17 protein-coding genes are annotated in these 21,699 nt (G+C 71.7%); 9 read left to right on the top strand and 8 right to left on the bottom strand.

From position 1 onward, the window contains the following. The first annotated feature begins 185 nt into the window (after window positions 1–185). On the top strand, window positions 186–1,922 hold the full coding sequence (locus ACIQNU_RS03215; RefSeq protein WP_401360330.1) for an ABC transporter ATP-binding protein: 1,737 nt from the start codon (window positions 186–188) through the stop codon (window positions 1,920–1,922). Next, window positions 1,922–3,850: an ABC transporter ATP-binding protein gene (locus tag ACIQNU_RS03210; protein WP_401360328.1), complete on the top strand. Its 1,929-nt coding sequence runs from the start codon at window positions 1,922–1,924 to the stop codon at window positions 3,848–3,850. The genes ACIQNU_RS03215 and ACIQNU_RS03210 overlap by 1 nt, the downstream gene beginning before the upstream one ends. 76 nt (window positions 3,851–3,926) lie before the next feature. Here ACIQNU_RS03210 and ACIQNU_RS03205 read toward each other — a convergent pair whose 3' ends face one another. Continuing rightward, window positions 3,927–5,222 carry an RNA polymerase sigma factor gene (locus ACIQNU_RS03205; RefSeq protein WP_401360326.1) on the bottom strand — a complete coding sequence of 432 codons (1,296 nt, stop codon included), beginning with the start codon at window positions 5,220–5,222 and terminating at the stop codon, window positions 3,927–3,929. Window positions 5,223–5,393: 171 nt separating this feature from the next. On the opposite strand from ACIQNU_RS03205, the gene ACIQNU_RS03200 reads away from it, so the two are divergent. Continuing rightward, window positions 5,394–6,056, top strand: coding sequence for a hypothetical protein (locus ACIQNU_RS03200; RefSeq protein WP_401360324.1), 663 nt, complete (start codon window positions 5,394–5,396; stop codon window positions 6,054–6,056). After that, the gene (locus tag ACIQNU_RS03195; RefSeq protein ID WP_401360322.1) at window positions 6,020–7,045 is read left to right on the top strand and encodes a nucleotidyl transferase AbiEii/AbiGii toxin family protein; all 1,026 of its coding nucleotides are present in this window, start codon (window positions 6,020–6,022) and stop codon (window positions 7,043–7,045) included. Before ACIQNU_RS03200 ends, ACIQNU_RS03195 begins: the two co-directional genes overlap by 37 nt. Window positions 7,046–7,077: 32 nt before the next feature. On the opposite strand, the gene dnaG is transcribed toward ACIQNU_RS03195, so the two are convergent. From dnaG to ACIQNU_RS03175, 4 genes are all read right to left on the bottom strand, one after another. Further along, the gene (gene dnaG, locus ACIQNU_RS03190) at window positions 7,078–8,982 is read right to left on the bottom strand and encodes a DNA primase (protein WP_401360320.1); all 1,905 of its coding nucleotides are present in this window, start codon (window positions 8,980–8,982) and stop codon (window positions 7,078–7,080) included. A 101-nt stretch (window positions 8,983–9,083) separates the two neighbouring features. Continuing rightward, window positions 9,084–10,346 carry an NAD(P)/FAD-dependent oxidoreductase gene (locus tag ACIQNU_RS03185; protein ID WP_401360319.1) on the bottom strand — a complete coding sequence of 421 codons (1,263 nt, stop codon included), beginning with the start codon at window positions 10,344–10,346 and terminating at the stop codon, window positions 9,084–9,086. 135 nt (window positions 10,347–10,481) lie between these two features. Beyond that, window positions 10,482–11,816 carry a deoxyguanosinetriphosphate triphosphohydrolase gene (locus tag ACIQNU_RS03180; RefSeq protein WP_401360317.1) on the bottom strand — a complete coding sequence of 445 codons (1,335 nt, stop codon included), beginning with the start codon at window positions 11,814–11,816 and terminating at the stop codon, window positions 10,482–10,484. A gap of 202 nt (window positions 11,817–12,018) precedes the next feature. Next, a complete protein-coding gene (locus tag ACIQNU_RS03175) occupies window positions 12,019–12,894 on the bottom strand; it encodes a sirohydrochlorin chelatase (protein WP_401360315.1) in 876 nt (291 codons plus the stop codon). Between the two features lie 223 nt (window positions 12,895–13,117). On the opposite strand from ACIQNU_RS03175, the gene ACIQNU_RS03170 reads away from it, so the two are divergent. Both ACIQNU_RS03170 and ACIQNU_RS03165 read left to right on the top strand, forming a co-directional pair. Next, the gene (locus tag ACIQNU_RS03170) at window positions 13,118–13,873 is read left to right on the top strand and encodes a vancomycin high temperature exclusion protein (protein ID WP_401360313.1); all 756 of its coding nucleotides are present in this window, start codon (window positions 13,118–13,120) and stop codon (window positions 13,871–13,873) included. A gap of 120 nt (window positions 13,874–13,993) precedes the next feature. Continuing rightward, on the top strand, window positions 13,994–16,144 hold the full coding sequence (locus ACIQNU_RS03165) for a molybdopterin oxidoreductase family protein (protein WP_401360312.1): 2,151 nt from the start codon (window positions 13,994–13,996) through the stop codon (window positions 16,142–16,144). Here ACIQNU_RS03165 and ACIQNU_RS03160 read toward each other — a convergent pair. Beyond that, window positions 16,083–16,625, bottom strand: a complete 543-nt coding sequence (locus ACIQNU_RS03160) for a gamma-glutamylcyclotransferase family protein (protein WP_401360310.1) — start codon at window positions 16,623–16,625, stop codon at window positions 16,083–16,085. The genes ACIQNU_RS03165 and ACIQNU_RS03160 overlap by 62 nt on opposite strands. 205 nt (window positions 16,626–16,830) lie before the next feature. Here ACIQNU_RS03160 and ACIQNU_RS03155 point away from each other — a divergent pair, with 205 nt between their 5' ends. Beyond that, entirely contained in the window at window positions 16,831–18,525 is a 1,695-nt protein-coding gene (locus tag ACIQNU_RS03155; protein WP_401360308.1) for a M4 family metallopeptidase, read from the top strand. Window positions 18,526–18,612: 87 nt separating this feature from the next. Here ACIQNU_RS03155 and ACIQNU_RS03150 read toward each other — a convergent pair whose 3' ends face one another. Then, entirely contained in the window at window positions 18,613–19,290 is a 678-nt protein-coding gene (locus tag ACIQNU_RS03150) for an NADPH-dependent FMN reductase (RefSeq protein ID WP_401360307.1), read from the bottom strand. A gap of 339 nt (window positions 19,291–19,629) precedes the next feature. Here ACIQNU_RS03150 and ACIQNU_RS03145 point away from each other — a divergent pair, with 339 nt between their 5' ends. Both ACIQNU_RS03145 and ACIQNU_RS03140 read left to right on the top strand, forming a co-directional pair. Next, window positions 19,630–20,145 (top strand): hypothetical protein, encoded by a 516-nt coding sequence (locus ACIQNU_RS03145; protein WP_401360305.1) that lies wholly within the window; start codon window positions 19,630–19,632, stop codon window positions 20,143–20,145. A gap of 167 nt (window positions 20,146–20,312) precedes the next feature. Continuing rightward, a complete protein-coding gene (locus tag ACIQNU_RS03140; RefSeq protein ID WP_401360303.1) occupies window positions 20,313–20,999 on the top strand; it encodes a class F sortase in 687 nt (228 codons plus the stop codon). 16 nt (window positions 21,000–21,015) lie between these two features. Here the strand turns inward: ACIQNU_RS03140 and ACIQNU_RS03135 are convergent, their stop codons facing one another. Next, complete coding sequence (locus ACIQNU_RS03135; RefSeq protein WP_401360301.1) at window positions 21,016–21,645, bottom strand: TetR/AcrR family transcriptional regulator; 630 nt, start codon at window positions 21,643–21,645, stop codon at window positions 21,016–21,018. Window positions 21,646–21,699: the final 54 nt, after the last annotated feature.

Genomic DNA, 21,699 nt, shown 5'->3' with positions numbered 1-21,699 from the left:
GCGGGGCGACGGGGAGCCGTACAGGGCGGGGCGATCATCGCGTCGGGCACCCCGTACAGGGGTGTTCTTGGCCCGCTCTTGGATTAATCGGTGAGGTAACGCAACCCAAGTGTCGGACGATAGGGGGTGATGGCACTGATCTCCCTCACCGACACGATCGCCTTCACCGACGCGAAAGACCGAGCGTGCTCATACGACTCCTTCGGACCTACCTGGATCCGTACAAGAAACCCATCGCCCTACTGGTGCTGCTCCAGCTTCTCCAGACCAGCGCCACGCTCTATCTGCCCACCCTGAACGCCGACATCATCGATCACGGTGTCGTGAAGGGGGACTCCGGCTACATCCTGTCCTTCGGCGCCCTCATGATCGGCATCACCGTCGTGCAGGTGTTCTGCAACATCGGCGCCGTGTACTACGGCGCCCGGACCGCGTCCGCCCTGGGGCGCGATGTGCGGGCCGCCGTGTTCGACCGGGTGCAGTCGTTCTCGGCGCGCGAGGTCGGGCACTTCGGTGCGCCTTCGCTGATCACCCGGACCACGAACGACGTGCAGCAGGTGCAGATGCTGACGCTGATGTCGTTCACGCTGCTCGTGTCGGCTCCGATCATGTGCATCGGCGGCATCGTCCTGGCGCTCGGCCAGGACGTCCCGCTGTCCGCCGTACTGCTCGCCGTGGTGCCCGTGCTCGGGGTCAGCGTGACCCTGATCGTGCGCCGGCTGAGGCCGCTGTTCCGCTCGATGCAGGTCCGCCTGGACACGGTGAACCGGGTGCTGCGCGAGCAGATCACCGGCAACCGGGTGATCCGCGCCTTCGTCCGCGACGACTACGAGAAGGACCGCTTCCGCGGCGCCAACGAACAGCTCACCGACGTGTCCCTCGGCACCGGCCGTCTGCTCGCGCTGATGTTCCCCATCGTGATGACCGTCGTGAACGTGTCGTCGGTCGCCGTGGTCTGGTTCGGCGCCCACCGCATCGACAGCGGCGGCATGCAGATCGGCGCGCTGACCGCGTTCCTCGCCTATCTGATGCAGATCGTGATGTCCGTGATGATGGCCACCTTCATGTTCATGATGGTGCCGCGCGCGGAGGTGTGCGCCGAACGCATCCAGGAGGTCCTGGACACCGACAGCAGCGTCGTCCCGCCGTCGGAGCCGGTGCGGCAACTGCGCGGGCACGGGCATCTGGAGCTGCGGGAGACCGGCTTCCGCTATCCGGGCGCCGAGGAGCCCGTGCTGCGCGGCATCGACCTGGTGGCCCGGCCCGGCGAGACGACCGCCGTCATCGGCTCGACGGGCAGCGGCAAGTCGACGCTGCTCGGACTCGTACCGCGGCTGTTCGACGCCACGGACGGGGCCGTCCTGGTGAACGGTGTCGACGTCCGCACCATCGACCCGAAGGTGCTCGCGAAGACCGTGGGCCTGGTCCCGCAGAAGCCGTACCTCTTCGCGGGGACCGTCGCGACGAACCTGCGGTACGGCAATCCGGACGCCACCGACGACCAGTTGTGGCGGGCCCTTGATGTCGCGCAGGCCAGGGACTTCGTGGAGACGAGTCTGGAGGGCGGTCTGCACGCGCCGATCGCGCAGGGCGGCACGAATGTGTCCGGCGGTCAGCGCCAGCGGCTCGCCATCGCGCGGACCCTGGTGCAGCGCCCGGAGATCTACCTCTTCGACGACTCCTTCTCGGCCCTCGACTACGCCACGGACGCGGCGCTGCGGGCCGCGCTACTCGCCGAGACCGCCGAGGCGACCGTCGTGATCGTCGCCCAGCGGGTCTCCACGATCCGCGAGGCCGACCGGATCGTGGTCCTCGACGAGGGCCGCGTCGTCGGAGCGGGACGCCATCACGAGCTGATGGAGACCAATGAGACCTACCGGGAGATCGTGCTCTCCCAGCTGACGGAAGCGGAGGCCGCCTGATGGCGGGGCCGGCGGGAAGAATGATGGCCGGGGGCGGCCCGGACCAGCGCTCGATGGACTTCAAGGGGTCGGGCAAGCGCCTGATCGGACAGTTCAGGCCGGAGCGCTCGACGATGTACGGCATGCTCGCGTGCGGGGTGCTGAGCGTGGCGATGTCGGTGGTGGGCCCGAAGATCCTGGGCCGGGCGACCGACCTGGTCTTCGCGGGCATCGTGGGCCGGCAGCTGCCGGCCGGCGAGAACAAGGCGGAGGCGATCCGGCGGCTGCGGGACAGCGGCCAGGGCGGTATGGCGGACCTGCTGTCCGGGATCGACTTCACCCCCGGTCAGGGCATCGACTTCGACGCGGTCGGCTCGGTACTCGGAATCGCGCTGATCGCGTTCCTGGGCGCCGGGCTGCTGATGATGGTGTCGACCCGGCTGTCGAACCGGGCGATCAACAAGACCGTGTACCGGATGCGCGGCGAGGTCCAGGCGAAGCTGTCGCGGCTCCCGCTGTCGTACTTCGACAAGCGGCAGCGCGGAGAGGTCCTCAGCCGCGCCACCAACGACCTCGACAACCTCGGCCAGACGCTCCAGCAGACGATGGGCCAGCTCATCAACTCGCTGCTGACGATCGTCGGCGTCCTGGCGATGATGTTCTGGATCTCGCCGCTGCTCGCGCTGGTCGCGCTGGTGACGGTGCCGCTGTCGTTCCTGATCGCGACCCGCGTCGGCAAGCGGTCGCAGCCGCAGTTCGTGCAGCAGTGGCGGATGACCGGCAAGCTCAACGCGCACGTCGAGGAGATGTACACCGGCCACACCCTGGTGAAGGTGTTCGGCCGGCAGGACGAGTCCGCGAAGGCGTTCGCCGAGCAGAACGACGCGCTGTACGAGGCCGGGTTCAAGGCGCAGTTCAACAGCGGGATCATGCAGCCGCTGATGTTCTTCGTGTCCAACCTGAACTATGTCCTGGTGGCCGTCGTCGGCGGTCTGCGGGTGGCGTCGGGCACGCTGTCGATCGGCGACGTCCAGGCGTTCATCCAGTACTCGCGGCAGTTCTCGATGCCGCTCACCCAGGTCGCTTCGATGGCGAACCTCATCCAGTCCGGTGTCGCGTCCGCCGAGCGGATCTTCGAACTCCTCGACGCGCCCGAGCAGGAGGCGGACCCGGTCCCCGGCGCCCGGCCCACCGAGCTGACCGGCAAGGTCGCCCTGGAGCATGTGTCGTTCCGCTACGAGGAGGACAAGCCGCTCATCGAGGACCTGTCACTGACCGTCGAGCCGGGCCACACCGTCGCGATCGTCGGCCCGACCGGCGCCGGCAAGACGACCCTGGTGAACCTGCTCATGCGGTTCTACGAGGTGACCGGTGGCCGGATCACTCTGGACGGCGTCGACGTGGCCACGATGACCCGGGACGACCTGCGGTCCGGGATCGGCATGGTCCTCCAGGACACCTGGCTGTTCGGCGGCACGATCGCGGAGAACATCGCGTACGGCGCCTCGAAGCACGTCACCCGGGAGCAGATCGAGGAGGCGGCGCGCGCCGCGCACGCGGACCGGTTCATCCGGACGCTGCCCGACGGGTACGACACCGTGATCGACGACGAGGGCGGCGGTGTCAGCGCGGGTGAGAAGCAGCTCATCACCATCGCTCGGGCGTTCCTGTCCGACCCCGTGATCCTGGTGCTCGACGAGGCGACCAGTTCGGTGGACACCCGTACCGAGGTGCTCATCCAGAAGGCGATGGCGCGGCTCGCGCATGGGCGTACGTCGTTCGTGATCGCGCATCGGCTCTCCACGATTCGGGATGCCGACACGATTCTCGTGATGGAGGACGGGGCGATCGTGGAACAGGGCACGCATGATGAGCTGTTGCTTGCCGAGGGTGCGTATGCGCGGTTGTATTCGGCGCAGTTCGCGCAGGCTGTGGCTGAGGTGGACTGAAGGGTTGCCCGGCGTCGGGGTTCCGCTGTGCCCACCCGTTCCGCCCCAGCGGAACAACTGCCCACAGCGAAACCGGTCAGTCGAGGTAACCCCGTAGCTGGTCGGCGAAGGCGTGGTCCCGGAGTTTGTTGAGGGTTTTGGATTCGATCTGGCGGATGCGTTCGCGTGTCACGCCGAAGATGCGGCCGATCTCTTCGAGCGTCCGGGGCCTGCCGTCGGCCAGTCCGTAGCGGAGTTGGACGACCTTGCGTTCGCGTTCGCCGAGGGTCGACAGGACGGCTTCCAGGTGTTCGCGCAGCAGCAGGAACGCGGCCGACTCGACGGGTGAGGCGGCGTCGCCGTCCTCGATGAGGTCGCCGAGCGCGACGTCGTCCTCCTCGCCGACGGGCGCGTGCAGGGACACCGGTTCCTGAGCCAGGCGCAGGACTTCGCCGACGCGTTCGGGTGTCAGGTCGAGATGCGCGGCGACCTCTTCGGGTGTGGGTTCGTAGCCGCGTTCCTGGAGCATGCGGCGCTGGACGCGGACGACACGGTTGATGAGTTCGACGACATGGACCGGGACGCGGATGGTGCGGGCCTGGTCGGCGAGGGCGCGCGACATGGCCTGCCGGATCCACCAGGTGGCGTAGGTCGAGAACTTGTACCCGCGTGCGTAGTCGAACTTCTCGACGGCCCTGATCAGGCCGAGGTTGCCCTCCTGGACGAGGTCGAGCATGGTCAGTCCGCGGCCGACGTAACGTTTCGCGACGGAGACGACCAGGCGCAGATTCGCCTCGATGAGGCGGCGCTTGGCCATGCGGCCCATGACGACGAGCCGGTCGAGATCGAGGGCGAGCCTGGAGTCCGGGTCCTGCGTGGAGCGCAGCTTCTCCTCCGCAAAGAGGCCCGCTTCGACGCGGCGGGCGAGTTCGACCTCTTCGGCGGCGGTGAGCAGGGAGATCCGCCCGATCTCGCGGAGGTACTGGCGGAACAGGTCGGAGGACGGGCCACCGGCCTCGGCGCGGGAGCGGGCCCTGCGCAGGGCGAGGGACTCCGGTTCGAGGTCGGTGTCGAAGTCCGGGCCGGGTGCGGGTTCACGGCCGGTCCCGGTCCCGGTCCCGGTCGGCGGTTCGGCCTCGGGATGGAGTGGGGCGCGGCTCTGCGCGGGCACCGCCGCGAGGACGTCGGGCTCCAGATCGGTGAGGGTCTGGAGCTGGGTCTGGGTCTGCACGGGGGCGACCTCCAGGGTGATCGCTGCTGAGGCGTGCGACAGCGTGAGGACGGGACCGGCGGCAGCGGCCTCGCCGCTGTCCGTCCCGTACGCGATGAGCGGAATCGCGGGAATCTCAAGCCCGTCATGAACAGGCCGGCCGCGCTCCGAGGACTCAGGCACCGCCCCCAGTGTGGGGTACGACACATCCCCGCCACGAGGGGCGTGCGGCGACTTTCTGCGTCCGGTCCGTAACCGGACGATTACCCTCGCGCGAAGCCCGCATGTCTTCCCCCGCAGCCGCCGGGGAAAACCCGCGTGCCCCGGCGACCGGGCCTCTGCGACGATCGTCCGATGTCCAACGCCCCACCACAGCCTCGGGTGTACGAGACCCATGTGACCGTGTCCTGCCCGGACTCCGCCGCGTACGCGCGCCTGGAGTCGTGGGCGGCCCGCGCCGGGCTCAAGGTCACGCACATCGTCCTCGCGCGGGGCCGTACGGTGTCGCAGCCGATGCTGACGCTGCGCGACGCGGTGTCGTACGAGGACGCGCGGGCGGGGGCGCGGGCGTTGCTCGCGCGGCTGGCGGCGGACGGTTTCGTACCGGTGCGGGTGAAGGTCGAGTCGGCGCCGTGGGCACCGGAGGTCCCGCGCCGGCCGACTGACGCGGACGGCTACTTCGAGCACCACGTGAAGCTGCTGCTCGACGCGGAGTTCGACCGGGGTGCGCTGACCTCGGTGGCGGTGGCGCACGGCGCGCATCTGTCGTGGAACGCGCGGCGGCCACGGGACGGGGGCCGCCACGAGCGGTTCGTCACGCAGCGCTGCCACGCGGTCGACGCCGGACGGGCGGAACGCGCCCTGGACGCCCTGCTGGACGCGCTTGCCGGACACGAAGTGATGTCCGTGGAGCGGGAGTTCGTGCTGTACGACAGTGACCTGTCGCTGGACGACGGGTGGATCGGTGAGGGGGTCGGAGCATGCGCCACGGCGCGGGTGACGGAGAGCGTCCGGTGACCGGGGGGTGGGCGAGGCTCGGCTGGACCAGCACGCGGGTGCCGGACGAGCCGCTGGACGAGGCCACGCGCCGGAGCCTGGACCTGCCGCGCACCCTGCGGCCCTCGCCCGGCGAAGGCGTGGTGCGGCGGCCGGTGTTCGATCCGGCGCTGAAGCAGTACGCCAACGCCTACCGGGCGGCCGACCCGGTGTTCCCCGACCCGGAGCGCGACGCGGCCTGGCACGCGGCGCGGCGCACCGCCCTGGACCTGGTCCTCGCGGCCGTGGCCGACTCCGCGTGGGTGGAGTCGCTGGTGCTGCGCGGCAGTGTGCTGCTGTCCGCGTGGTACGGGGACGCGGCGCGGGAGCCGGGTGACCTGGACTTCGTGGTGGTACCGGCGCGTTGGAAGATCGGGGACGAGCGGACCGGGCGGATGCTCGACGGGATCACGGAAGCGGCGGAGCGGGTCGCGGCGGAGCGCGGCGGCGAGGTCCGGCTGTCGGCGCGGGGCGCGGTGTCCGAGGACATCTGGACGTACGAGCGGGTGCCGGGGCGCCGGTTGCTGATCCCTTGGTCGGCGCCGGGGCTGCCGGGCGGCGACGTGCAGCTGGACTTCGTGTTCAACGAGAAGCTGCCCGTCGAACCGCAGCCGGCCGAGGTGGCGCCGGGCACGGTGGTGTGGGCGGCGACACCGGAACTGTCGCTGGCGTGGAAGATCCTGTGGCTCGTCTCCGACATGCACGGGCAGGGCAAGGACCTCTACGACGCGGTCCTGCTCGCCGAACACCACCCGCTGCGCCACAGCCTGCTGCACGAGGTCTTCCGGCTGACCGACGAGTGGCCGCACCCGGACCGCGACGAGATCCGCGCCTCGGACGTCGAGGAGGCGCTGCGGTACGTGGAGTGGCACCACTTCGCGACGGAGTACCCGCGCTTCGCCGGTGAGGAAAGGGACTTCGTGGGGCGGCTCGTGCGGGCGCTGCGGCCGACCTTCGAGGAAGCCCCGTAAGCAGGTGGTGCGTTGATGGGAAGGCCGCTCGGTCAGAGGGCGTCGGCGCCGCGCTCGCGCAACGCCTGGCCGTACTGCTGGAGGACCCACAACTCGTTCTGCACGGCGGCCAGATGGGCCGGGTCGCCCTGGCTGCCGGCGCGGGCGAGCGCCCCTTGGACGTCGTGCACGCGGCGCTCGACGGCGCGGCGGCGGACGGTGACGAGCTGCTCGCCCGCGTACACCTCGTCCACGGTGCGGCGCATGATGGCCTCGACGGCCAGCTCGGTGACCATGGAGCGGACCACGTCGTCCGGGGCGGCGTCGCGGACGCGGACCAGATACTCCTGCGCGTCCTGAACGCCGTACTCCACCCCGCCCGCCTCGATGATCGCCTCGCGCACGGCCGCGTACGGCGGGGCGGTGAACTCGTCCACGCCGTACGCGTCGAAGGCCGGTGCGACCAGTTCGGGGCGCTGGAGGGCGAGTTTGAGGAGTTCGCGCTCGGTGGCGAACACCGGGTTGCGGAGGGTGAGTGAGGGGCCTGGTGCGGTGCTGCGCGGTGTCATGTCGTGCTGCGGCATACGGGCCTCGGGCGGTCTCGCGGGACCCTTGCCGCCGCGGTCGCGGGCCCAGCGCGCCTGCTGTGCGATCCGCTTGACGACGAACTGGGTGTCGAGGATGCCGAGCATCCCGGCGAGCTGCACGGCGACCTCGTGCTGCGAGGCGCTGTTCTTGATCCGGGCGACGACCGGCGCGGCCTCGTCCAGTGCGGCGGCGCGGCCCGCCGGGGTCTCCAGGTCGTAACGGTTGACGATCTGGCGTAGCGCGAACTCGAAGAGCGGGGTGCGGGGTTCGACCAGGTCGGCGACCGCTTCGTCGCCCTTGGCGAGGCGCAGCTCGCACGGGTCCATGCCGTCGGGCGCGATGGCGATGTAGGTCTCGGCGGCGAACTTTTGATCGTCCTCGAAGGCGCGCAGGGCGGCCTTCTGGCCCGCCGCGTCCCCGTCGAAGGTGAAGATCACGCGCGCGGAGCCGTTGTCCATGAGGAGGCGGCGGAGGATCTTGATGTGGTCGCCGCCGAACGCGGTGCCGCAGGTCGCGATGGCGGTGGTGACCCCGGCGAGATGGCAGGCCATCACATCGGTGTAGCCCTCGACGACGACCGCGCGGCTGGTCTTGGCGATCTCCTTCTTGGCGAGGTCCACGCCGTACAGCACCTGGGACTTCTTGTAGATCGCCGTCTCGGGGGTGTTGAGGTACTTCGGGCCGTTGTCGTCGTCACGCAGCTTGCGCGCCCCGAACCCGACCACTTCACCGGAGATGTCGCGAATCGGCCACATGAGGCGGCCACGGAAGCGGTCGATGGGGCCCCGGCGGCCTTCCTGGGCGATCCCGGACAGCAGCAGTTCCTTGTCGCTGAAGCCCTTGCCGCGCAGATAGCGGGTGAGGTGGTCCCAGCCCGCCGGGCTGTAGCCGACGCCGAAGTGCGCGGCGGCGGCCTGGTCGAAGCCGCGCTCCGCGAGGAACGTCCGGCCGATCTCGGCCTCGGGGCTCACGTCGAGCTGCTCCACGTAGAACTGTGCGGCGATCTTGTGGGCCTCGACCAGGCGGATGCGCTCGCCCCGCTGGTGGCTCGGGTTGTACCCGCCCTCCTCGTACCGCAGGGTGATGCCCGCCGTGGCCGCCAGGCGCTCGACCGCCTCCGAGAAGGAGAGATGGTCGATCTTCATCACGAAGGTGAGGGTGTCGCCGCCCTCCTGGCAGCCGAAGCAGTGGAAGAGACCCTTGCTCGGGCTGACCTGGAAGGACGGTGACTTCTCGTCGTGGAAGGGGCACAGGCCCTTCAGATTGCCGCCGCCGGCGTTGCGCAGCTGGAGGTACTCGGAGACGACGGCGTCGATCGGGACCGCGTCCCGTACCGCCTTCACGTCCTCGTCATTGATCCTGCCTGCCACGCGGAGAGTCTACGGCGACGCACCGACACTCCTGTGCCGCCCCGGACCCCACCCGTACCGGACGGGCGCCGTCCGGGGACCGGCCGCGCGGCGGACGGAGGTCAGACGGGCAGCGAGGACAGCGGGACCGCCGGGTCCGATAGCGCGTCCGTGTCGACCCGCGCGCGGGTCCTGATCAGCTCCTGGATCGGGTCGGTGACGTCCCACACGTTCACGTTCATCCCGGCGAGCACCCGCCCGTCCTTCAGCCAGAACGCGATGAACTCCCGCTTCCCCACGTCCCCCCGGATCACCACCTGGTCGTACGAGCCCGGGGGCGCCCAGCCCGAGTACTCCAGACCGACGTCGTACTGGTCCGAGAAGAAGTACGGCACCCGGTCGTACGTGACGTCCTTGCCGAGCATGGCGCGGGCCGCGGCCGGGCCGCCGTTGAGCGCGTTGGCCCAGTGTTCGACGCGCAGCCGGGTGCCGAACAGCGGGTGGTCGACCGAGGCGACGTCGCCTGCGGCGTAGATGTCCGGGTCGGAGGTGCGCAGCGAGGCGTCGACGGCGATCCCGCCGCCCTGCGCCCGGTCGGCCATGGCGAGCCCGGCGGCCTCGGCGAGCCCGGTGCGGGGCGCGGCGCCGATCGCGGCGAGCACGTCGTGCGCGGGGTGCTCCTCGCCGTCGTCGGTGCGGGCGGCGAGGACCATGCCGTCCTGCCCGGTGATCTCGGTGAGCCGGGCGCCGAAGTGGAAGCGCACGCCGTGCTCGCCGTGCAGCTCGGTGAAGAGCTGGCCCAGTTCGGGGCCGAGCACGCCGTGCAGCGGCGTCGGCTCGGGCTCCACGACGGTGACCTCGGCGCCGTACTCGCGGGCCGCGGCGGCGACCTCCAGGCCGATCCAGCCGGCGCCCGCGATGACGAGGTGGCCGTTGTCGCGGCCGAGCGTGGCGAGGACGCCCCGCAGGCGCTCCGCGTGCGCGAGGCGCCGCAGGTGGTGCACGCCCGCCAGATGGGTGCCGGGGATGTCGAGGCGGCGCGGTTCGGCACCGGTGGCGAGCAGCAGCTTGTCGTAGTGCACGACGGTGCTGTCGCCGAGGCTGACGGTCTTCGCGGCGCGGTCGATGCCGACGACGGTCTGGCCCAGGTGCAGCTCGATGTCGGCCTGTGCGTACCAGGCGGGTTCATGGACGAAGACGCTGTCGCGCTCCTCCTTGCGCAGCAGATAGCCCTTGGACAGGGGTGGGCGCTCGTACGGGTGCTCACGCTCGTCGCCGATGAGGATCACCCGCCCTGTGAAGCCCTCGGAGCGGAGGGTTTCGGCCGCCTTGGCGCCCGCGAGCCCTCCCCCGATGATGACGAACGTCTGATCCGCGTCGACCACTTGATGCCTCCTCATAACCATGCCGCCACATGTGAGCGTCCCGCACGGAGCGTGATGCGGGAAGAGGGAGTGGCCCGATCAGGCCAGTCCTCGTCACACCCCGTGGCCGTCGGGCCGTCTTTCCGTACCTGTGTGTCAGGGTCTGCGTGCGGTGAGCCGGGTGTGCAGGGCGCGGGCCGCCGCGTCGGTGAGCGAGGCGATCTGGTCCACGATCACGCGCCCCCGGGCCCGGTCGTCGGGGGCCGTGTCGAACAGAGCGCGGAACTGCGGGTCCAGCCCTTCGGGCGCGCGCCGGGTGAGCGCGTCGGCGAGTTCCGCGACGACGATGCGCTGGTCGGCGCGGATACGTTCCTGTTCGGCCCGCTGCATGACGTACCGGTCGGCGACCGCCTTGAGGACCGCGCATTCGAGGCGGGCCTCGCGCGGGACGACGAGCTGCGCCGCGTACCGGGTGAGGCGGCCGGGCGGCGTCCCCGCGCGCGTGGCGTTCTCGGCGGCGAGACAGAAGCGGCCGATGAGCTGGCTCGTCGCGTCCTTGAGCCGCGCCTGGGCGACCGCCGAACCGTCGTACCCGTGCGGCCACCACTCCTGTTCGAGGAGCCGGTCGAGCGCCGCCGCCAGCTCCTCGGGGTCGGTGTCGTCCGCCACGTACCGGCCGATCGCGACGGCGAACACGTCCCGGCGCTCGGGCTCCGCGTGCAGCATGTTCGGGTCGATGTGCCCGGCGTGCAGCCCGTCCTCCAGGTCGTGCACGGAGTACGCGACGTCGTCCGCCCAGTCCATGACCTGGGCCTCGAAGCAGATCCGGTCCGCGGGCGCGCCCGCGCGGATCCAGTCGAAGACCGGCCGGTCGTCCTCGTAGACGCCGAACTTGCGTGAGGCGGGGTCGGTGGGGTGGCCGCCGCGCGGCCACGGGTACTTGGTGGCGGCGTCCAGGGCCGCCCGGGTGAGATTGAGGCCGACGCTCACGAGTTCGCCGCCGTCGTCCGCCGCCGTGGTCGGGGTCAGCGTGTGCGGGCGCACGAACCTCTTGGGTTCGATCCGGGTGAGCAGCCGCAGCGACTGGGCGTTGCCCTCGAAGCCGCCCCAGTCCGCCGCGACCTCGTTCAGCGCCTGCTCGCCGTTGTGCCCGAAGGGCGGGTGCCCCAGATCGTGCGACAGGCAGGCCGTCTCCACGAGGTCCGGGTCGCAGCCGAGCGCCGCGCCCAGTTCGCGGCCGACCTGGGCACACTCCAGCGAGTGCGTCAGGCGCGTGCGCGCGCTGGCGTCCCACGCCTGGCTGCGGGTGCCCGGCGTCACGACCTGCGTCTTGCCCGCCAGGCGCCGCAGCGCGGACGAGTGCAGCACCCGCGCCCGATCCCGCTGAAACGCCGTACGCCCCGGCCGCTTGTCGGGTTCAACGGCCCACCGCTCCACATCACCGGCCACATAGGGCTCACTGCCGGACGGGTCGTACGCACTGCCTTCCATGGCCCCGACAGTAGACGGGGATGCGGACATTAGGTACGAGGGGGTCGACACGGGGTGCATCCTGGGACGCCCATCAGGGGCGCGGGGAACTGCGCGACAAGCCACGACGGACTCGCAGCCGAACACCCGACAGAACACCCCCCCTCAGGGGCGCGGGGAACTGCGCAACAAACCACGACGCACCCGCAGCCAAACGACCCGCTCAGGCGGGAGCCAACGCGCCCCGGGAAACAAAATCCGCAGACGCCAAAACCTGGTCGTACCGATGCAACACCAACCGGGCGACACCAGCGTGGGCGCCCAGCGGCGCGGCCACAACCCACGGCGCCGCATCGGCGCACTCCGAGGCAAAACGTCCCGGCGCCGTGAAATACGAGGCGACGGCAACCCGGTACCGCCCCCGCGAGGCCAGCACCCGCACCGCCCCAGCCACCCCGGGCGCCACCGACGCGTAGGCGGGAACCACAGGCACCCCGACCCGCTCCGCGAGAAGATCCGCCGTACGCCGCGTATCGGCGGCCGACTCCGGATCACGGGACCCCGCGGCGGCCAGCACAACCCCGCTGCCACGCCGCTGCGCATCGCTGAGACGCGGATTCCACCCTGCTTCGACGAGCCGCGTGAACAGCGTCTCGACAAGCAGCGGATGCGGCCCGAGCGGCGCGGCGATCCGCGCGTCGACGTGCGGCGCGGCGGCGGTCGCGGCGGGCAGGTCCTGCTTGACGTGGTATCCGCGGCCCAGCAGCAGCGGTACGAGCACCGCGCGGCCGGGAGGCAGCGCGGCGAGGGTGTCGGGCAGCAGCGGCGCGCTCCGCTCGATGTGGCCGAGGTGGACGGAGAGCCCCGGGCGCAGTTCGCGGACCCGCTCGGCGAGGGTCTGGACGGTGGCGAGGGCCCGGGGGTCGCGGCTGCCGTGCGCCGCGAGGACGAGCGCGGGCGGGGCGGCGCGGCGCCTGCCGTCGAGTGCGACAAGGCTGAGCTGGCTGCCGAGCTGGCTGGTGATCGCGTTCATGAGCTGCGCCGTCGTGTCGAGGTGCGGGTGGGCGGACTCGCCGCGAGGAGGGTTCGACACCGTCATGCACCGATTTTGCCGGGGCGAGATTGCGGCCCGGTTGCGCGACGATGACGGCCTTTTGCCTCCCGGCTCACCGGCCGGGGCGGGGCCGTGTCAGGTCGGTTGTCGGTGGGGTGGATTACTGTGGGTGACGATTGAGGGGAACGGGACGTGACCGGCCGTGACCGGGGCGGACCCGTGAGGGCCGGTCGGACAGGGATCGCAGGGATCGGGGTTGGGGGGACGAATGGGACGTGTTCGGGGTGCGGTGGGGCGTGCGGGTGCGGCGGTGGGGGCGTGGCTCGGCAGGGTGCGACCGCCGAGATGGCGCCCGCGGTGGCCCCGGTGGCCCCGGTCGCGGCGCGGGCAGCGGTACGCGGTGCAGGCGCTGATGGTGCTGTGCGTGCTCGCACTCACGCCGTCGACCTGGACATTCCTGGCCGCCGACAGCCGGCTGCGGTCCACGGCGGACGTGCCGCGCACCGAGGTCGCGATCGTGTTCGGCGCCGGGCTGTGGCAGGGCGAGCCGTCGCCGTATCTGGCCCGCCGCCTCGACGCGGCGGCGGAGCTGTACCGCACGGGCAGGATCGAGGTCGTCCTGGTGACCGGCGACAACAGCCGGAAGGAGTACGACGAGCCGGACGCCATGCGGACCTATCTGACCCGGCACGGAGTCCCGGACCGGCGGATCGTCAGTGACTACGCGGGCTTCGACTCCTGGGACTCGTGCGTGCGGGCGCGGAAGATATTCGGCGTCGACCGGGCGGTCCTGATCAGTCAGGGCTTCCACATACGCCGGGCGGTCTCGCTGTGCCGCGCGGCGGGCATGACGGCGTACGGGGTCGGGGTCCAGGACCGGCACGACGGCACCTGGTACTACGGCGCGACGCGTGAGCTGTTCGCGGCGGGCAAGGCGGCGCTGGAGGCCACCTTCCGTCCGGACCCGGTCTTCCTGGGGCCGAAGGAGCCGGGTGTGGAGCGGGCGCTGGCGTCGGCTCGGTGAGCCGCACCGCCGTGCGGCGAGCCGGCCTCACAGTGGGCGGGCGGCGGCGCTGAGCGGGGCGAACCGGTCGCGTAACCGGGGCCGCCGGGTGGCGTAACAGGCCGGGCGGACGCTGACCGCATGCACACGACCGTGACGACCGTGACGCCGACGCACTGCCCGTACTGCGCCCTGCAGTGCGGGATGAACCTCTCCGTGAGCGCGGCCGGCGGCGGGGGCGGTGGCGTCGCTGTGCTGGAGCGGGAGGGGTTCCCGGTGAACCGGGGCGCGCTGTGCGGCAAGGGGCGGAGCGCGCCGGAGCTGCTCGCGCCGGGTCTGCGGCTGACCGGGCCGCTGGTGCGGGACCCCGGGTCCGGCCAACTGGCGCCGGCGGGCTGGGACGAGGCGCTGGACCGGGTCGCGGCGGGGCTGGCGGGCACGCGCGCGCAGTACGGCGCGGACGCCTGCGGGGTGTTCGGCGGGGGCGGGCTGACGAATGAGAAGGCGTACGCCCTGGGGAAGTTCGCGAGGGTGGTGCTGGGGACGTCGCAGATCGACTACAACGGCCGGTTCTGCATGGCGTCGGCGGCGGCCGGGCAGCAGCGGGCGTTCGGGCTGGACCGGGGGCTGCCGTTCCCGTTGGCGGACGTGGCGCGGACGGGGTGTGTGCTGCTCGTCGGGTCGAACCTCGCCGAGACGATGCCGCCCGCGCTGCGGTATCTGACGGAGCTGCGGGCGAACGGCGGGCGGCTGATCGTGGTCGACCCGCGCCGCACCCGCACCGCCGAGCAGGCGGATCTGCATCTGGCGCCCCGGCCGGGTACGGATCTGGCGCTGGCGCTCGGGCTGCTGCATCTGGTGGTCGCCCAGGGGCGTACGGACGAGGAGTTCATCAGGGAGCGGACGAGCGGATGGGAGGAGACACGGGCGGCGGCGATGGCGCACTGGCCGGAGCAGGTGGAGCGGATCACAGGCGTGCCGGTGCCGGAGTTGCGCGAGGCGGTGGCGATGTTCTGCGGGGCCGGGTCCTCGATGGTGCTCACGGCGCGCGGTCCCGAGCAGCACGCGAAGGGCACGGACACGGTGAGCGCGTGGATCAACCTGTGCCTGGCCACCGGACGGGCGGGCAGGCCGCTCTCCGGGTACGGCTGTCTGACCGGGCAGGGCAACGGGCAGGGCGGGCGGGAACACGGGCAGAAGGCGGACCAGTTGCCGGGGTACCGAAAGCTGACGGATCCGGCGGCGCGGCGCCATGTCGGGCGGGTGTGGGGCGTCGACCCGGACGCGCTGCCGGGGCCGGGGCGCAGCGCGTACGAACTCCTCGACGCGCTGGGGAGCGAGGTGAAGGCGCTGCTCCTGATGGGGTCGAACCCGGTGGTGTCCGCGCCGCGCGCCGCGCATGTGGAGCGGCGGCTGCGGTCGCTGGACTTCCTGGCCGTCGCCGATGTCGTGCTCTCGGAGACGGCGGCGCTCGCGGACGTGGTGCTGCCGGTCACGCAGTGGGCCGAGGAGACGGGGACGGTGACGAATCTGGAGGGCCGGGTCCTGCTGCGGCGGCGGGCGGTGGATCCGCCGGCGGGGGTGCGGAGCGATCTGGAGGTACTGGCCGGGCTCGCCGGGCGGCTGGGTGTGGACCGGGGGTTCCCGGTGGAGCCGGAGGAGGTGTTCGAGGAGTTGCGGAGGGCGTCGGCGGGCGGCCCGGCGGACTATGCGGGCATCACGTACGGGCGGCTTGCGGAGGGCGAGGGAGAGGGGTTGTTCTGGCCGTGCCCCTCGGCATCCGGTGAGGACGGGCAGGGCGGTGGGCATCCGGGCACGCCCCGGCTGTTCCTGGAACGGTTCGGGACGGAGGACGGGCGGGCCCGTTTCGTGGCGGTGGGGCACCGGCCCGCCGCCGAGGAGCCGGACGCCGAGTTCCCGGTGCTGCTCACCACGGGCCGGGTGCTCGCGCAGTACCAGTCGGGGGCGCAGACGCGGCGCGTCGGGTCGCTGAACGAGGCGGCGCCGGGACCCTTCGTCCAACTGCACCCCCGGCTCGCGGCGCGGGTGCCGGTGGCGGACGGGGAGCCGGTCGCCGTGGTGTCGCGGCGCGGGCGGGCGGTGGCGCCGGCCCGGATCAGTACGGACATCAGGGCGGACACGGTGTTCATGCCGTTCCACTGGCCGGGCGAGGGCCGGGCGAACACGCTGACGAACCCGGCGCTGGATCCGACGTCACGGATGCCGGAGTTCAAGGTGTGCGCGGTCCGTCTGGAACCTGTGGAGCCTGGGGCGCCGGTGGAGCCCCCGTAGCCCGGGGAGCCCCTGTGGCCCGGGGAGCCTGTGCGGCCTCCGCCGTCCGCCAGTCGCCGCTCGTGATGAGGGTGCCGGTCGCCAGGAGGCGGGCCTCGACGTGGGGCGCGGCGAGATAGACCCAGGCGCGGACGGTGGTGCCGTCGGCGCGGTGGACGGCGCGGACGACTCGCTCGTAGAGGTTGCCCGGGTCGCCGGGCGTGGTGAACTCCTCCAGGCGGTCGAGGGCGGCGAGGACGCGGGCGTAGGCGGCGGGGCGGGCGGTGATCAGCTCGCCGTGGATGGTGCGGGTGTCGGGGGTCTCGACGGCGTACGGGTAGCCGGGGCCCTCGTAGAGGACGGCGCCGACGAGCCGTCCTGGCTCCTCGGCGGAGGTGCTGCCGCGCAGGTAGGGGTCGTGGTAGGTGCCGCCGGGGCGGAGGGTGCCGTAGACGAAGAAGGGCAGGGCGGGGCCCGGTACGGGGCGCTCTGTCGTGGTCATTCCGGTGCTTCCGTTCCCTTGCGCTGTGCGGGGCTCGGCGGCCCCGGTCCGATTGTCGCGCGCCGCCGCTCCCGCGCCGAGGCGGCCGGAGGCGCTATGGACACGACATGTCATGAACCCGTAAATCTGATGGGGCGTCGGCTCGCCCGGCGCGCACCACCCGTTCCGCCGTCCCGCACTCCCGCCCCCACCGCGAAGGAGTCCGATGAGACCGATATCGAGCACACGGAAGCCGCACAGACCCCAAAGAACAGCGCGGAGAACAGTGCGGAGAGCGTCGCGCCTCACCGTCGCCGGTACGGCCGCCGCTGTCGCCGCCCTCCTCGCCACCGCGCTCGCCCCGCAGGCCACGGCGGCCGACCGGCCGCTGCCGGGCAGGGACACCGCCGTACGCGACGCCGCCGCCGCACTCGCCGAGCACGCGGCGCGGCTCGACCTCACCGCCGCGCAGGGCACGTCCGTACGGGACGTGATCGTGGACGCGGACGGCAGCCGGCATGTGCGCTACGACCGCACCTACCGCCATCTGCCCGTCCTGGGCGGCGACTTCGTCGTCCATCTCGCCCCGGACGGCAGCTACCGGGGCGCCGACCGTGCCGTGCGCGGGGATCTCGCCGTACCGTCCGTGAAGCCCGTGGTGTCCGCGCCGGGTGCGGCCGAGCGGGGCGCGGACGCGCTGCGCGCGGCGAACCGGGGCGAACGGCTCCGCAAGATCACGGCGAAGCCGCAACTGCTCGTGGACGCGCTGCACGGCGCCCCGAAACTCGCCTGGCGCACCCAGGCCGCGGCCCAGGACCCGCAGGGCAACCCGGTGGCGCGCACGGTGCTCACGGACGCCCGCACCGGCGAGCAGATCGACGCGTGGGACACGCTGGAGCACGTGTCGGGGGACGGCCGTTCGCTGTACGGGGGCACGGTCCCGCTGGAGACGACGCTCTCCGGGTCCACGTACCAACTGAAGGACCCGACGCGCGGGAACACGTACACCGGGGACGCGCAGAACAAGACCGATCTGTGCTTCCTCGGGATCTGCTTCAGCCGGGCGCCCGCCGTGCTGTTCACGGACGCCGACAACCACTGGGGCGACGGCACGACCGCGGACCGGGCGTCGGCGGCGGTCGACGCGCAGTACGGCACGGACACCACCTGGGACTACTACAAGAACGTGCACGGGCGCACCGGGATCGCGGGCGACGGGAAGGGCTCGTACAACCGGGTGCACTACGGGAACAACTACAACAACGCGTTCTGGGACGACAGTTGCTTCTGCATGACGTACGGGGACGGTGACGGGACGACCTTCGGGCCGCTGGTCGCGCTCGATGTCGCGGGGCACGAGATGTCGCACGGTGTGACGTCGAAGACGGCGGCGCTCACGTACTCGGGTGAGTCCGGCGGGCTGAACGAGGCGACCTCGGACATCTTCGGGACGCTGGTCGAGTTCTACGCGAACAACCCGTCCGACCCCGGCGACTACCTCATCGGCGAGGAGATCGTGCGGTCCGGGTTCGGGAAGGCGGCGCTGCGGTTCATGGACCAGCCGTCGAAGGACACGAAGTCGGCGGACTGCTGGAGCTCCGGGGTCGGCAGTCTGGATGTGCACTACTCGTCCGGGGTCGCCAACCACTTCGCGTATCTGCTCGCCGAGGGCAGCGGTCCGAAGACGATCGGCGGGGTGCAGCACAACGGGACGACGTGCAACGGCGCGACGCTGAGCGGCATCGGCAAGGACAAGCTCGGCGCCGTCTGGTACCGCGCGCTGACGGTGTACATGACGTCGTCCACGAACTACGCGGCTGCCCGCACGGCGACGCTGAACGCGGCGCGGGATCTGTACGGGGCAGGGAGTGCCGAGTACGCGGCCGTGGCGGCGGCGTGGTCGGCGGTGTCGGTGAACTGACCGGCACGGACACGCATGCGCGCGGGGACCGGCCGTCCCACCCAGGAGCACGCGGGGGACGGCCGGTCCCACAGGTTCCGGCCCGGGTCAGGTGCCGTACGGGTGGCAGGCCTTCGCCTCGCGCAGGGCGTGGCCCCACCAGGTCAGTTGGTCGAGCATCGCCTTGGCCGCCGCGGTGGGGACGGCCGGGTCGCGGTGGTTGCCCTCGTCGTCGAAGTGGCTGCCGGCGTGGTGGAAGGAGACGGTGTCCCGGACGGTCACCGCGTGAAGCTCGGCGAAGACCTGCCGCAGATGTTCGACCGCGCGGAGCCCACCGGAGACACCGCCGTACGAGACGAAGCCGACCGGTTTGGCCTGCCACTCGGTGAAGTGCCAGTCGATGAGGTTCTTCAGGGACGCCGGGAAGGAGTGGTTGTACTCGGGGGTCAGGACGACGAACGCGTCGGCGGCCGACAGCTTCGGGGTCACCTTGGCCAGCTCCGCCACCACCTCGGGCGACGGGGAACCGGACAGGGCGGTCGGCAGGTCGGCGCCCGCCACGTCCACGACATCGGGCAGCAGGTCGGGGTGCGCCTCGACCTGGGCGAGGAGCCAGTCCGCGACGACCGGGCCGAATCGGCCCTCGCGGTTGCTGCCGATGACGACGGCGAGGCGGAGGGGCCGGGTCCGTACGGGGACGGGATCGGGGACGGGATCAGGGGCTGGATCAGAGGTTGGGCCGGGGGCCGCATCGGGGGCTGGGATCACAGCGGTGTGTGAGGTCATGCGGAACAGCGTGTTACCTCAAGCAAGCTTGAGGTCAAGCCGCGACGAGGTGTACCGGCGTACCGGTGTTGTACCGGGCGTTCCCCCACCCGGCCCCCGGGTCACCCGTTCACAGCCCCGGCCGCCCGCCGCACCGCTTCTTTTCGGCCACACGGCGGTGACCTGCTGGAATGGCCGGGGCCATGCCCGTACGACCAGCCGTTCGGCCGCATGACGGAGGCGTTCTGAGGGTGCATCAGGAGGCGTACGGCGCCGAGTGGGCCTTACCTCGGTAGTGCAAGGGCGTGACCGACGCAGCGGCGGGGTGCCGCGGGTCGCGCTCCCTCGGAGGAGCACCACATGCGCTTTGCCCGTCCGCTGACCGGTCCCGCGCTCGCCGTCGCCGCGGTGGCCCTGGCGACCGCGCCCGCCGTCGCCGGGGACGCGCTCGATGTCGAGGTGTTCCCGTCGAGTGCGGTACCCGGCACCGTCGCGACGGTGAACTCGCGTGCCTGCGGTTCCGGTGGCTCGGCGACGGGTGACGCGAGTGCGGTGGGTTCCGGCCAGTTCACGATGGCGCCGACCACGCTGGGCGAGACCGCGATCGGGCAGTTCAAGGTGCCGGCCTCCGCGCAGCCGGGGACGTACGAGATCTCCGTGAAGTGCGCCGACGGCAAGCGGGCGGCGGGCGATCTGATGGTGACGCTGGCCGCCGCACCGGGGCAGCAGTATCCGAAGGGGCATGTGAACTCCGGGGTCGGGGGCGCGCTGGGGCCCGACCCCGTTCAGACCGCGGCGGGTGTGGCGGCTCTTGCCGTCGCCGCCGCGGGCGGTACCTGGCTCCTGCATCGCCGGGCGAGAGGCGACGGGGCCTGACGGACAACCTCCGCTGTCCATCGGTACCGCCCACCCCTCCCCCTCCGCGGTCGCAGCCCCTCGTGGCCGCGGAGGGGGCAGCGGGACACCGGGCAAGCACATCCATCGGCCGGCCAGTCAGCCGGTCGGTCAATCAGTCAGTCAGTCAGTCGGTCAGTCGGTCAGTCATGGGAAACCAGGGTTTTCAGGGGGAGAAGGTGCGCAGAACGGGTCACCGCCGGGCGAGCCGGCGGGCCGGGAACACCGCGATAGCGAGCGTCACCGTGGTGGCGCTGTGCACGGGGGTGTGGCTCCTGCGGAACGGTTCGGGGAGCCACGCACCGCCGCAGCCGTCGGCGGCACAGGCGTCGGCCACCGCCACCGTCCCCCGGTACGGGGACCCCGGCGCCGCGCCGCTCGCACCCTCGCCGCCGACCCGTGTTCGCATCCCGTCGATCCGGGTGAACGCCCCCCTGACCGGGCTCGGGCTCACCCCGCAGGGCAGCCTCGACGTGCCGCCGCCGGAGAAGAAGAACCTCGCGGGCTGGTACGAGGCCGGGACGACGCCCGGTGAGAGGGGTACGGCGATCGTGGCGGGCCACGTCGACAACGCGGAGGGCCCCGCCGTCTTCTACAGTCTCGGTTCCCTGGTCCGGGGGCGGACGGTGGAGGTGGACCGGCGGGACGGTTCGGTGGCCGTCTTCACGGTCGACGCGGTGGAGGTCTACGACAGCCGGAACTTCCCGGACACCAAGGTCTACGGCCCGTCGTCGCGCCCGGAACTCAGGGTGATCACCTGCGGAGGCGCGTACTCCAAGAAGACGGGCTACCAGGGCAACGTCGTGGTCTTCGCCCACCTGACCGACTCCCACTGACCGACGCCCCGAGTTGTCAGGTCCCCGTCGGTGGTGCGCTCATCGCTGCCGTCAGGAACGTGATCGCCCAGTGCCGGGCTGCCTCGCCCGCCACCGGGGACAGGCAGGCCGGGGAGCGCTGCTGGGAGACCTCGACGCGGTCCACTGCCGTCACGGCGAGGATCCCCCGCATCCGGAACCGCAGTTCCTCAGGGGAAAGGCCGGGCAGTGCGCGCGCGAAGGCTGCCAGGTAGCGCTCACGGACCGTGTCCTCGGCCGGACCGGTCCAGCTGCGCACCTCCTCGGCCGGGTCGCTGAGGATCGTCACGATCAGCCGGGACGTCCGGGCGCCGCCCTCGTCACCGGCCGGCATCTCGTCGAACAGCGGCCCCGCGAATGCCTCCACCAGTTCGGTGACCGCGGGATCCGGGGTCCTGGCGAGCAGTCGGTCGAGCCCGGCGCACTGCGCGGCGTTGATGGGCTCGATCACGCGGCGGGCGACCGCGGCCAGGAGTTCCGCCTTCGAGCCGAAGTGGTACCCGACGGCGGCCAGGTTCGCTCCCGCGAGGTCGGTGATCGCGCGGACCGAGGTGCCGCGGTAACCGCGCTCGGCGAAGAGGTGTTCGGCCGCGGCGAGGATCTGGGTGCGGGTGTCAGGTGGCGCCATGCCTGCGTACACTACAGACGTTTGATTGAAACGAACGTATGACTGAGCGCACGT

It is taken from the genome of Streptomyces sp. NPDC091292 (assembly GCF_044757265.1).
In the GTDB taxonomy this organism is placed as follows: Bacteria; Actinomycetota; Actinomycetes; order Streptomycetales; family Streptomycetaceae; genus Streptomyces.
Note: the sequence above shows the minus strand (reverse complement) of the source record. Positions and strands in the feature narration are given on the sequence as shown.

Coding starts and splice junctions, on each gene's coding strand:
- ACIQNU_RS03175 (WP_401360315.1), bottom strand. CDS start 12,894: ATGACGGTGTCGAACCCTCCTCGCGGCGAGTCCGCCCACCCGCACCTC.
- ACIQNU_RS03165 (WP_401360312.1), top strand. CDS start 13,994: ATGCACACGACCGTGACGACCGTGACGCCGACGCACTGCCCGTACTGC.
- ACIQNU_RS03145 (WP_401360305.1), top strand. CDS start 19,630: ATGCGCTTTGCCCGTCCGCTGACCGGTCCCGCGCTCGCCGTCGCCGCG.
- ACIQNU_RS03210 (WP_401360328.1), top strand. CDS start 1,922: ATGGCGGGGCCGGCGGGAAGAATGATGGCCGGGGGCGGCCCGGACCAG.
- ACIQNU_RS03150 (WP_401360307.1), bottom strand. CDS start 19,290: ATGACCTCACACACCGCTGTGATCCCAGCCCCCGATGCGGCCCCCGGC.
- ACIQNU_RS03195 (WP_401360322.1), top strand. CDS start 6,020: ATGCGCCACGGCGCGGGTGACGGAGAGCGTCCGGTGACCGGGGGGTGG.
- ACIQNU_RS03170 (WP_401360313.1), top strand. CDS start 13,118: ATGGGACGTGTTCGGGGTGCGGTGGGGCGTGCGGGTGCGGCGGTGGGG.
- ACIQNU_RS03180 (WP_401360317.1), bottom strand. CDS start 11,816: ATGGAAGGCAGTGCGTACGACCCGTCCGGCAGTGAGCCCTATGTGGCC.
- ACIQNU_RS03200 (WP_401360324.1), top strand. CDS start 5,394: ATGTCCAACGCCCCACCACAGCCTCGGGTGTACGAGACCCATGTGACC.
- ACIQNU_RS03140 (WP_401360303.1), top strand. CDS start 20,313: ATGGGAAACCAGGGTTTTCAGGGGGAGAAGGTGCGCAGAACGGGTCAC.
- ACIQNU_RS03160 (WP_401360310.1), bottom strand. CDS start 16,625: ATGACCACGACAGAGCGCCCCGTACCGGGCCCCGCCCTGCCCTTCTTC.
- ACIQNU_RS03135 (WP_401360301.1), bottom strand. CDS start 21,645: ATGGCGCCACCTGACACCCGCACCCAGATCCTCGCCGCGGCCGAACAC.
- ACIQNU_RS03155 (WP_401360308.1), top strand. CDS start 16,831: ATGAGACCGATATCGAGCACACGGAAGCCGCACAGACCCCAAAGAACA.